Origin of the sequence: Pseudoalteromonas sp. SCSIO 43095 (genome assembly GCF_023650455.1) — a bacterium.
GTDB classification, from domain to species: domain Bacteria; phylum Pseudomonadota; class Gammaproteobacteria; order Enterobacterales; family Alteromonadaceae; genus Pseudoalteromonas; species Pseudoalteromonas tetraodonis.
Genome location: NZ_CP087996.1, coordinates 206,417 through 219,025 on the forward strand (window position 1 = coordinate 206,417; position 12,609 = coordinate 219,025).

The window sequence follows — 12,609 nt, forward strand, 5'->3', positions numbered from 1 at the left end:
AGCCTAATGTTTAATTAAGCGCTACAGAGCTAACGTGATGTAGTCACTCTCTCAACAATAGATATTAATACCCGTTCGAAGGACTTTATTATGACAACATATCAAGGCGAAACAGATACACTAGCAACATTATGCCAATCACAAGGCAGTGCATGGAAAACAATTAATCCTGAATACGCAACACGTATGCGTTTACAAAATCGTTTTCGCTCTGGTGTTGATATTGCACAATTTACAGCAGACATAATGCGTGAAGACATGGCTGCATACGATAAAGACACAAGCCAGTACACACAGTCTTTAGGTTGTTGGCATGGTTTTACTGCGCAACAAATGATGATGGCAATCAAGCGTCATCAAAAAACAACTAAACGCAGTTACGTATACCTAAGTGGTTGGATGGTTGCAGCGCTTCGCTCTGAGTTTGGTCCACTTCCAGATCAAAGTATGCACGAGAAAACATCAGTACCTGCACTTATCGAAGAAATCTACACCTTCTTAAAGCAAGCGGATGCACGTGAACTTGACCATTTATTTAACGAGCTAGACGATGCAAAAGCAAACGGCGGCGACGTTCAAGCAGTGCTTAATAAAATTGATAACTTTGAAACGCATGTTGTGCCAATCATTGCTGATATTGACGCCGGTTTTGGTAACGAAGAAGCGACTTACCTACTTGCTAAAAAGATGATTGAAGCGGGTGCATGTGCTATTCAAATCGAAAACCAAGTATCAGACGCTAAGCAATGTGGTCACCAAGCAGGTAAAGTGACCGTTCCTCATGAAGACTTTTTAGCTAAAATTAATGCAGTACGTTACGCGTTTTTAGAGCTAGGTATTGATAACGGTATTATCGTTGCGCGTACCGATTCACTAGGTGCAAGCCTTACGCAAAAAGTACCGGTTTCAAAAAAACCAGGTGACTTAGCAAGCCAATACAATGCATTTTTAGAAACAACCCCAGTAAACAGTGTTGATGACTTGAATGAAGGCGAAACAGCAATGAAGCTTAATGGCCAACTTTGTAAGCCTACACGCCTAGACAATGGTTTATACCAGTTCCGCGAAGGCACTGAAAAAGACCGTGTAGTACTAGATTGTGTAACTAGCCTACAGTCAGGCGCTGATTTACTGTGGATTGAAACAGAAAAACCACACGTAAAACAAATTGCAGAGCTGGTAAATCGCGTTAAAGAACAAGTTCCAGATGCTAAATTAGTATACAACAACTCACCGTCGTTCAACTGGACGCTTAAGTTCCGTGAGCAAGTATACCAAGAGTGGCAAGAAGCAGGTCGTGACCTTAGCGCTTACCCAAGTATTGATGATAACAAAGCGCTTATGGCTCCAGAAATGGATTCAACAGAGCTTGCTGCAGCTGCAGACTTACTGGTACAAAACTTCCAACGCGATGGTGCACGTGAAGCAGGTATTTTCCACCACCTAATCACGTTACCAACGTACCACACAGCAGCATTAAGCACAGATATTCTATCTGAAGGTTACTTTGGTGACTTAGGTATGCTGGCTTATGTACGTGACGTACAGCGTCAAGAAATCCGTCGTGAGCAAGCGTCTGTTAAACACCAAGACCTTGCAGGCTCAAACATTGGTGATACACACAAAGAGTACTTCTCAGGTGAGAATGCACTTAAAGCCGGTGGTGAAGCTAACACCATGAACCAATTTTAATTCAACTAGATAGTGTTACTTAAGGGCCGCAAGGCCCTTTTTTTATGCCTGCATAAAGGCAAAATTTAATAGATCAGTATTTTACTAGCTAGTTATTCAGGGATGCAATGCAGGTTAAGAGTGTAAATAAATTTAAAGGATGTTTATGCTTGGCTGGAGGGCTTGATAGTCTGGTTACGCTTTAACATGTATAAGCACAATAAATTAACTGTTTTTGCCGTATATAGATCAGAGTTTAACTAACATTGTGAAAGCAGATCACGATTTAACTAGCTAGTTAAAATACAGATCAGGTTTTAACTAACCATGATAAAAACAGCCATTCTCTTCATCATTAGGGGTAGATTTGCCTTTCTAATCCTCAATTTGAGCATCTAAACGCTTAATTTAAAGATTTTTAACTAGGGTTTAGAAAGTAATAAACCGATTTTTTACTAACTGTCGCTACTTATAAAACATTTTTTTACTAACTGAGGGCTTATAAACAGTGACTCAAACCGAATTTTTACTAACTCAAAGGGGTTGAGTTAGTATAAACCGAATTTTTACCAACTCAGTTTGAAGTTAAGTCCGATATTTAGCTAAAGTATGTAAGGGATTACTCACATTATTGCTGTAAAGGGGGTTTACACTTGTGAGCTTCGAGCTTCGAGCTTCGAGCTTCGAGCTTATATAGCTCGTCACTCATAACTCTGCGTTTTATTTCGAATGCTTATCAAACCACCATTGAATATATGCCACTTTGGTCATTAAGTTAGATGGACGGGCAGTAATACCATGTGAGGCGTTTGGAATACGCACCATCGCGGTATCAACCCCCTGCAATTTTAAGGCTTGATAAAACTGCTCTGTTTCTGAAATAGGCGTACGGTAGTCTGCCTCACCCGTGAGTAACATGGTTGGGGTTTTAACATTGCCAACATAACTGATGGGTGAGCGTTTCATGTAATGCTCAATATGATCCCAAGGTTTGCCCGGAAACCAATAATCGGCAAAGAAAGGATAGAATTCGGCAGTGAGTACAAAGCTGATCCAATTAATTACTGGTTTAGCAACCACTGCTGCAGCAAAACGCTCTGTATGACCTACAATCCATGCGGTTAATACACCGCCGCCAGAGCCACCGGTTACAAATAGTTTAGATTCATCAATAAACCCTTTGGCAACGAGTGCATCAACACCCGTCATTAAATCATCGTAGTCATTGCTTGGGTAATTATGATGAATGGTTTGCGCAAACTCTTTACCGTATGAATCACTACCACGTGGGTTCATGTATAAAACCACGTTCCCTTTAGCGGCAAATAGTTGTACTTCGGCACTAAAGTGCGGGCCATAATTAGCGACAGGGCCACCATGAATTTCAAGCACTAGTGGGTATTTTTTTGATTTATCAAAACCCGGTGGGTAAGCAACCCAGCCTTGTATTGGCAGCTCATCGTGGCTTGATTTAAGCCATAATTCTTCAACCTCAGCGAGTTGCTTGGTTGCGAGTGCATCAGAATTTAAATCAGTTAAGCGCTGCGCTTTACCACGCTTTATTGTGGCTACATCAGCAGGACGCTGGGTATCGGCCAATGTAAATGCAACATGACCATTTTCACTAATATCGAAATCGCCACCGGAATAAGGGCGGCCAAACGCAACACTGCCTATTTTATCGGTAATCACTTTGCGTTTGCCACTTCGAGGTTGATAAGCTAGCGCAGTTTGCCCTTCATCGGCATAGCTAAAATAAAGCCCTTTTGAGTTCGCGCTCCACTTAATTTGGCCAACACTTCTATCAAAATCGGTGGTTAGGCTTTGAGTATTCCCTGTTTTTAAATCGCGAATATAGAGTTGGGTGTTTTCGTAATTAGTACGCTTGTCGTCATACCCTGTATAGGCAAGGTATTTGCCATCGGGTGACACTTTAGGTTGTTGATCAGGCCCATTACGCTCAGTTAGAGGGAAAATGGCTAGCGAGTCTAAATCGAGTTGATAGAGCTCAGTGTTAGTGGGCTTCAATTCATTATTTTCATTGCGATTAGCAGAAAAATACAAAGTTTTACCGTCTTTACTAAAGCTGACTTCCCCACCATTATTAAAATTATCGTTGGTGAGTTGTTGAGCATTACCGCCATTGGCATCAAGTGTAAATAATTGACTAAACCCTTTTTCAGTATAACCCCCTCCATCAGCACGATAATAAACATCGTCAATATATTTAGCAGGCTCTGCCCACGTGGCACCTTTTGGTTTTCCAGTTAAGCTGACAGGCGCAGACGTCGCCATTGGAACAAACATACTAAATACCAGCTGGTTTGAATCAGGAGTCCAAGTTAGTGAGCTTGGATTGCTAGTTAAATTACTAACCTTAGCGATAGCCCCTGTTTTTAACCATTTAATATATATTTGGTTGCTACCATCTCGGTTTGATATGAAAGCAAGTCGCTGTCCGTCAGGAGAGACTACTGGCGAGTAATCCATATATACACCAGAAGTTAATGGTTGTAGTTGCCCTGTGCTGTAATCAACAGACCAAATATTGCCTACTTTACGGTCGGTTTTAATATCCATGCGGTTGCGGACAAAATACACGGTTTTACCGTCTTCTGTTATGTCTATTTGGTTGGCATATTCAAGATTGAAGATATCTTGAAGTTGTAATGTATCGGTATTGGCAACAGCTAATTGACTGCTGCCCAGTATAAGACTCATAGCTAAAAACGTTTTCATTATTTATCCCTGTTTTAAATCACAGCTCTATTTAGAGGGTAGGAGAGGGATAATTAACAGTCAGATGCGACGAAGCCAGTATTTAAAACTACCAATGAATGAAAGTGATAAAAGAAAGTAAAAGCTGTAAAGGGGGTTTACAGCTTAGAGGAAGTTATACGCTTGCGCTGCAAAGTGCCTTAATATCTTCAATAAGCGCAACACCTTGGGCGTTATCACCGTGCACACAAATACTATCGGCGTTAAGTTTTAACGATTTTCCTGACTGGGTAGTCACACTGTTACTAGTTAAAAGCTGTTTAACTTGTGCCAATAATGCTGCTTTATCATGCACACTGCCTGCTATATTTCTTGCTACTAGGTGCCCTTGATCTGTATATAGCCTGTCTGCGAACGCTTCTAAAACAAGCGTTAGTCCAAGATGACGTGCCATTGTATGGTGGTGTTTAGCATTGGCCGTGGCCAGTATCATTAATTTTAGGTCAGCAGGGTAACTGGCAACCGCGCCCATCACAGCACTAAGTAGTGGCTGGTGTTTCATCATGTCGTTGTAAAGCGCACCGTGGGGTTTAACATAGCTAAGGGTTAATCCTTGTACCTTTGCCATGCCATCAAGAGCAGCTATTTGGTAGTGTAAACACTGAGTGAGCTCAGCCACACTCAGGTTCATTGAGCGTCTGCCAAATCCTTGTTTATCGGGGTAGCTTGGGTGAGCGCCAATCATAACATTATGCTGTTTAGCGAGCTTAAGAGTATTGGCCATAACGCTAGGATCGCCCGCATGAAAACCACAGGCAATGTTTGCCATATCAATATGCGGCATTACTTGATCATCAAGCCCCATTTTCCACGCGCCAAAGCTTTCACCTAAATCACAATTGAGTTTCATATTAGTGGCTCTTTGATTGTTTAATAGTTACCGGTAAGCTGCCTTTAGCAGGGGCTTGACCGAGTAATACTTTAGCAAGTGCTGTAAATGCAGGCCCAGATACTTGCTCGTTTTTGTCTACGTCAATATTATAAGCATATGAAGCTAATACTGCATCGGCAGAGTCGCCAAACTGCGCAATATCATAAGGAGCTCGCAAACTAATAAACACGGTGGGTATTTGTTGCTTGTTAGCCATTTTAAGTAATGATTCAAGTGCTTTAGGTTGCTCTGCGTTATTGAGGGCAAAGTCTGGGTTATCGGCTAAATCATCCATCCCGCCAATTTCCACTGCGCTTTGATTAGGCGTGGCATTCCCGGCAATAATAATATCAGCTTGGTTTATATTACGCTGAGCATCAACAGGGTCAAAACCTTGTAAACTGCTACAGCTATAAACTAATGCGTGTGAGCTGAGCGTCATTATGGCTTGTTGTATGGCCATGCATTTACGCGTATCGGGCATAATAATATGAATGTGTTGGCCAGCATAAAGCTTAAGTGGCAAGGTGTTGTTGTTATTTTTTATTTGGGTGATCGCCGCTAATGCCAGTGACGCTTCTAATTCGCGATGTGCTTTTTTACCAATAATGTGCTTGGCATTGGCTAATGCTTTGATGGGAACAGGCGAAGCGTTTAATTTAAATTTACTTTTAAGTGAGATAATACGCTGTGCTGAATGCGCAATTTCCTGTGCGTTTAGTTGCTCTGATTTAACCGCACTGGCTAATGACTCAATGAGAGCATCGAGCTTTTTAATGTCATCTGGCGTTCTAATCTCTATTGGCATCAGCGCAATATCAACCCCAGCGGCAAAGGTGTTTATAATTGCTTGAGTTGGACTAAAAAAGTGACTAATACCTGCCATATCAAGTGCATCGGTTACCACCACACCTTGATAGTTAAGTTCTTTACGTAGAATATCGGTCATGATTTTACGCGACATTGTCGCGGGCTTGATCATTTGTTTGCCATCAACATTAGTCAAGGTACTGCTATCGAGCTCTGGATACTGAATATGCGCAGTCATTATCATGCCCGGACTGTGCTGCTCAATAATGTGTTTAAAGGGCGCTAAATCTTGTGCGTAAATCACCTCTTTTGAATGCATCACTTTAGGCAAGCCGGTATGACTATCTACATTGGTGTCGCCATGCCCAGGAAAATGCTTTAGTGCGCTAATAATGCCATTTTTTTCAAATTCAATAACTTGTGCTGCACCCATTGCCGCAACTTCATCGGGGTTTTCACTAAAAGAGCGGACATTAATGACAGGATTGTCTGGGTTCATGTTTACATCAACGGTTGGCGCGTAATTTACATTAATCCCCAATGCTGAAAGCTCCGTGGCGAGAACATTCGCGGTTTGAGTTGCGAAATAAGTGCCATGCTCAGGGTAGGTGGCGCCAATTGACATATTACCGGTAAATGAAGTGGCCACATCACGTGGCAGTCGTGCTACGCGTCCACCTTCTTGGTCAATTGAAATAAAAAGCGGTAAGCCTGATTTAGACTGAGACGCAGCTTGTTGCAGTTGCTGATTAAGGCTAATTATTTGTTCAATACTTTGGGTGTTTTCAGAAAATAAAATAACCCCGCCAATATCATAACGGCTAATCGCTTTGGCTAGTGTATCTGGTAACTCGGTTAATGCTGTTCTGCAGCGCTCACTGCTGCCTTGGTGACAAAAATAGCGTAAATCGAGCATAAGTTTTTGCCCAAGTTGCTGTTCAAGCGACAGCGCAGAATCGGCAAAAGAAGATTTTATTGGCATGAAACATCCGATTAAAAAAAGAGAAGACGACAACAGGTACTTATTTAGCAACACACACCTCAAGGCTAAATAAAAATAAAGTGCATGCAGCTTAACTATTATTGAGCTTAACTGCAAAACCCGACATATATAATAAATGTCATTTTATTATTCCAAAAATAACAAAAATTAGGCTACTTAGTTTAATTTCTGTATTATATTTAGGATATATGTAGTACATAGCAGTCGTTTTTATTTGCTTAGGATGATAATAAGTTGCGTTTTCGATCACCATTTACTTTTAAACTTAGGCAATTAATTCTATTGTTAGCTATCACTGCTACAGCCGCTATTTTGTTCAGTGGTTTATACATTAGTTACCAAGTACAAAAAGAACGGGTAATAGAAGATACTCTCAAAAGTAACCATGTATTTGCTAGTAAGCTTGCCTCGGCGACCGATCACTTTTTAGCAGCTGCGATGCAGCAACTTGAGTTTTCAGCCAAAATTATTGCTAAAGATATTACCAATACTGCGTTACTCCAAGCTGAAACCAACCGCCTTTTAAACCAAACACATAGCTTTAATTCGGTAGCAATCAACATGCAAGGTGTCGTTAAAGCGGCCTCACCTGTTTCATTAAATATTATTAATAAAACCGTTAATTCAACTCATTCTAAACAAGCCTTTAAACTACAGCGTCCATTAGTTAGTCGTCCTTATGTATCGCTTGCGAATAACTTAATTGTTGTACTTTCTTATCCTTTATTTGACGAGATGGGTAACTACTATGGCTATATTGGCGGTAGCTTTTATTTAGAGCAACAGAGCATTTTAAACGCCTTATTAAAACAGCATAGTTACGATGGCGGGGCATACTTTTATGTGGTGGCTGATAATAAAACCTTACTTTATCATCCTGAGACTGAGCGGATTGGCGAACAAGTCATTAATAACCCAGTAATAGAGCGTGTTTTGCAAAGCGAAGATGGATACGCCCGGGTTTTAAATAGCCAAGGCGTGTCTATGCTTGCTGGATATTCGCCCGTTAAACTTGCTAATTGGGGCGTAGTTGCCCAGCGTAGTGAGGTGGCAACACTTGCCACGTTAGATACTTTTCAAGGGCTGGTGCTTAAGCGAATGCTACCAATTGTATTAATTACTTTTGTATTGATTGGTGTGTTAGCGCATTTTATTGCTAAGCCCCTTAGGTTACTAGCTGACAGTGCAAATTTATCGACTGATCAAAAAAACGTAGCGAATCTTAAAAGTATTAAATCTTGGTACTTTGAAAGTCAGCAACTTAAAGCAGCCATGTTAGAGGGAATTAATATACTGCAGTCGCAAATGGGTCAATTACGCCAAGATGCACTCACCGATCCGCTAACTGGTGCGCATAATCGGCGAGGTTTGTATTTATTGTTAGATAAATTAATTCAAGAACAGATCCCCTTTGCGGTTCTAGAAATAGATATCGACTTTTTTAAACGGGTTAATGACACTTTTGGCCATGATGTGGGCGATGAGGTACTAAAAACTTTAACGTGTGTGATCAAGCAGGTATCTCGCAAAGATGATATTGTTGCGCGAACTGGTGGGGAGGAATTCTTACTTATATTACCGAACGAAAATAGCGATAGTGCGTTTGTTATTGCTGAGCGGTTACGTAATGAAGTGGCGAATACACCGATGGCCAAAGTTGGTTGTATAAATGTCTCCATCGGCATTGCTACATGGCCGCAGCACAGTGATGATATTGATCAAGTATACAAATGTGCTGACAAAGCGCTCTATCATGCAAAAGAAACGGGCCGTAATAAAACCGTTATTGCCAGTCTAAATTAAATTTTTTAAAAAATTAATTTACCTTAAGTTTTATTTAAGTTTCGCCTATTAAATTCTACCTATAGATTTAATACAGGCGATGCTTTTATGCAACTAGCTCAACAACAACAGTCATCATCAGCACTTTTTCAGTCGTTCACACAGTGTGTGAGCGCCAGAGAATGTGATGAACATCGTCAGCGCCTTGAAGATACAGTAAAACAAGGCTTTTTAGCTGCGTACAATGCCAGCCTAACTTCATTTATGCCATTACTCTGTCAGTATAAAACTCAGCAAGGGCATTGCACATTAGGGCTTAGAAACGCCACTTCTCCTTTATTTATTGAACAATATTTAGCAGCGCCCATTGAGCAGTTTTTACCAATGGGCACACAGCGCAGTAAAGTGTTTGAGTTAGGCAATCTCTATTCAACACACAGAAAAGCCACGTTATCGCATTTTATTATTGTTAATGAAGCTTTAAGAGCTATTGGTGCTACTAATTTGGTTTTTTGTGCCACCAAACAGGTACGCGCTTTATTGCGTTTATTAGGGGTAACGTGTAATGAAATTGCATTGGCTAACAGCAGTGTTGTTGAGCAACCAAAAAGCTGGGGAAGCTACTACGCTAACCAGCCTACAGTATGCATTGTTAATTTAGAGCAAGCACATCTACAAGTACTTAATACGCCAATGCTACTTGATATTAAACAACAAAATGCAAATGGCATTACTGCATTAATCAATGCGCTGGAGACGGTATAAGTATGTTAAATAGCTTAAATGACTTAGCGACTCAGCCGGCGGTTGTCGCGCATTTTGCGAACCAAACACAACAGTTAACAGGCACTGAGCTGCTTCAAGAAATAAATAAAGTAGCGGAAATTTTTGCAAATTCAGATGCTAATGCAATTGCATTTCAACTTGATAATACACCTGCTTGGTTGGTACTTGATGCTGCGACCAGCGTTGCCAATAAAGTGGCTATACCGATTGCCCATTTTTTTAGTCAGCAGCAAACACAGTATGTGCTAGCGCAATGCGGTGCGCAGTTTTTTATTAGTGATATGCCTCGTCATTCGCTTGGTAAGCATTCATTGTCGGTAACATTATTTGAGCATTATACCCTTTATATTTATCAGCTCGATGCGATTGAGCCCGTGGACTATTTTACTGGTACGCAAAAAATTACATTTACTTCAGGTTCTACTGGTGAGCCAAAAGGGGTGTGCTTATCAACACAAAGCCAGATGCAGGTAGCTCAGTCATTATGTGAGCAAATAAACATTAGTAACCCCGTGCATTTATGCTTACTTCCGCTGCCAGTACTATTGGAAAATATAGCGGGTGTGTATGCGCCTTTGTTAAGTGGCGGTTGTGTACATTTAATGCCGCTAAACGAATTAGGTTTTGTTGGCTCAGGGTTAAAAAATCCTGAGAAACTTATTAGCGCAATTGACAGTGTAAAACCTAACACCCTTATTTTAGTGCCTGAGTTATTAACGTGTTTAATTGCGTTTGCAAAGCAAGGTTGGCAGCCGCCAAAGTCATTACAGTTTATTGCAGTTGGCGGAGCGCTCGTGAGTGATGCTTTAATTGCTACCGCCAGAGAGCTTAATTTACCTGTTTATCAGGGGTATGGATTATCAGAGGCGGCATCTGTCGTAAGTTTAAATACGCCCAAAAATGATGATTTAAAGAGTGCCGGTACTGTACTGCCGCACATACAAATTAAAATCGAAAAAGGCCAGTTGTACATAAAGGGTGAGCTATTTTTAGGGTATTTAAATCAAGCGCCGCATAACCCAAATAACTGGTATGCAACAGGCGATTTAGTGACCCAGCATGGCAATAAGCTCTTCATAAAAGGGCGACTTAAAAACCTGATTATTACCAGCATGGGCCGTAATGTGAGTGCTGAATGGCCTGAGTCATTAATATTGAGTCAAAGCGCGATTATACAAGCCGTTGTTTTTGGTGAAGGCAAACCTTTTTTAACCGCGATTATTTATGCAATCCCTGAGTTGAGTGAGCAACAACTCAGTGAGCATATGAAATTTATAAATCAACAGTTACCCGATTATGCACAAGTTAAAAAGTGGCATCGGTTAGCTCAGCCTTTAAGTGTTCAGCAAGGGTTACTAACGACCAATAATCGTCCTAAACGACAGGCTATTAGCCAGCAATTTGACCTTATTTTTGAACAATTTTACCGACTTGGATAGGTGTTCCATGACTGATTTTTTTAATACATTAAAAGCACAAACTCAAAACGAGCGTGAGTACTTATTAGCTGCGCCAATTATACAGCGCGTTTTTAAAGGCCAAGCATCACTTGAAGAGTATGCGTCATTTTTAGCGCAAGCCTACCATCATGTAAAACACACTGTGCCATTAATGATGTCGTTAGGTGCCCGTTTGACCGACGAACAAGAATGGTTACGTGAAGCCGTAGCCGAATACATTGAAGAGGAAATTGGCCATCAAGAATGGGTGCTTAACGATATTGCCGCGTGTGGTTTTGATAAAGAAAGCGTGCGCCATAGTAAGCCACAATTTGCTACCGAAATGATGGTCTCGTATGCCTATGACAGTATCGCTCGTAAAAATCCATTAAGCTTTTTTGGCATGGTTCATGTACTCGAAGGGACTTCAATTGCACTGGCTGATGGCGCAGCTTCAAATATTGCTGATGCTGTTGGTTTACCTAAAAAAGCATTTAGCTATTTAACCTCTCATGGTGCGCTTGATATAGAGCACGTAAAGTTTTTTGAAAACTTGATGAACAAAATTACTAATGAGGCCGATCAGCAAGCTATTTTACATGGCGCAAAATGTTTTTATCGTTTGTACGGTGATATTTTTCGCGCTTTAGATGACGAGCCGTTCTTTAAAGCATCAGCACAAGAGCAACACGCATGAATACCGGCTTATGTGTGTTAACAGGAGCCGCTGGGGGAATTGGCCAAGCGATTGCCAAAACATTGCACGCACAAGGTTGGCAATTACTATTAGTAGGGCGTAATGGCGATGCGCTAAATGCGCTAAGTAGCCAGTGCCCAGGTAGTATGACTTTTGTGGGAGATTTAACCGTTGCAGAAAACATGCTGGCATTGGCAATTAAAGCCAAAAAATTGGGCGGTGCTAAATTACTCATAAACAATGCAGGCATTAATGTTATGCAAAGCTTAAGTAGTTGTAGTAGTGAACAAATTGATAATCTACTGAGCACTAATTTAGCCGTCCCGATGAAACTATGCCAACTGTTTTTAGAGCAGCTGCAAGCGAATAGAGGCACCATAGTTAATGTTGGGTCGTCTTTTGGCAGCATAGGTTACCCATATCAAACACTTTATTGTGCCAGTAAATTTGGTTTGCGTGGTTTTAGCGAAGCGTTATCACGAGAGCTTTCAGACACTGGCGTTAGAGTTACTTATTTGGCACCTAGAGCAACTGATACCGACATTAATGATGCTCAAACGCGGGCAATGAACAAAGCGCTTGGTAATCAAATGGACTCTCCGCAGTTGGTGGCTGATGAGTTAGTTGCGTTATTAAACTCAAATAAAACCAGACGATTTATTGGTTTTCCTGAGAAGCTTTTTGCACGTATCAATGGTGTTTTCCCACGTATTGTAGATAACGCAATTGCTAAACAACTCCCTAAAATAAAAAGCTTTTTAGGTTAATAGAG

General features: G+C 41.0%; 9 protein-coding genes. 6 read left to right on the plus strand and 3 right to left on the minus strand.

Annotation, left to right across the window (positions count from 1 at the left end):
- Positions 1-90: 90 nt before the first annotated feature.
- Positions 91-1,692, plus strand: a complete 1,602-nt coding sequence (locus tag LOC50_RS15345) for an isocitrate lyase (RefSeq protein ID WP_036983605.1) — start codon at positions 91-93, stop codon at positions 1,690-1,692.
- A 699-nt stretch (positions 1,693-2,391) separates the two neighbouring features.
- Here the strand turns inward: LOC50_RS15345 and LOC50_RS15350 are convergent.
- From LOC50_RS15350 to LOC50_RS15360, 3 genes are all read right to left on the minus strand, one after another.
- Positions 2,392-4,410, minus strand: coding sequence for a S9 family peptidase (locus LOC50_RS15350; RefSeq protein ID WP_250654121.1), 2,019 nt, complete (start codon positions 4,408-4,410; stop codon positions 2,392-2,394).
- A 154-nt stretch (positions 4,411-4,564) separates the two neighbouring features.
- Positions 4,565-5,299: a 5-oxoprolinase subunit PxpA gene (locus LOC50_RS15355; protein WP_250654122.1), complete on the minus strand. Its 735-nt coding sequence runs from the start codon at positions 5,297-5,299 to the stop codon at positions 4,565-4,567.
- A gap of 1 nt (position 5,300) precedes the next feature.
- Positions 5,301-7,112, minus strand: coding sequence for a glycoside hydrolase family 3 protein (locus LOC50_RS15360; protein WP_250654123.1), 1,812 nt, complete (start codon positions 7,110-7,112; stop codon positions 5,301-5,303).
- A 303-nt stretch (positions 7,113-7,415) separates the two neighbouring features.
- On the opposite strand from LOC50_RS15360, the gene LOC50_RS15365 reads away from it, so the two are divergent.
- From LOC50_RS15365 to LOC50_RS15385, 5 genes are all read left to right on the plus strand, one after another.
- On the plus strand, positions 7,416-8,936 hold the full coding sequence (locus tag LOC50_RS15365; RefSeq protein ID WP_250654124.1) for a sensor domain-containing diguanylate cyclase: 1,521 nt from the start codon (positions 7,416-7,418) through the stop codon (positions 8,934-8,936).
- A gap of 87 nt (positions 8,937-9,023) precedes the next feature.
- Complete coding sequence (locus tag LOC50_RS15370) at positions 9,024-9,680, plus strand: thermostable hemolysin (RefSeq protein WP_250654125.1); 657 nt, start codon at positions 9,024-9,026, stop codon at positions 9,678-9,680.
- Between the two features lie 2 nt (positions 9,681-9,682).
- Positions 9,683-11,140, plus strand: coding sequence for an AMP-binding protein (locus LOC50_RS15375; protein ID WP_250654126.1), 1,458 nt, complete (start codon positions 9,683-9,685; stop codon positions 11,138-11,140).
- A gap of 7 nt (positions 11,141-11,147) precedes the next feature.
- Entirely contained in the window at positions 11,148-11,837 is a 690-nt protein-coding gene (locus tag LOC50_RS15380; RefSeq protein ID WP_016900001.1) for an iron-containing redox enzyme family protein, read from the plus strand.
- A complete protein-coding gene (locus tag LOC50_RS15385; RefSeq protein WP_250654127.1) occupies positions 11,834-12,604 on the plus strand; it encodes an SDR family oxidoreductase in 771 nt (256 codons plus the stop codon). Before LOC50_RS15380 ends, LOC50_RS15385 begins: the two co-directional genes overlap by 4 nt.
- Positions 12,605-12,609: the final 5 nt, after the last annotated feature.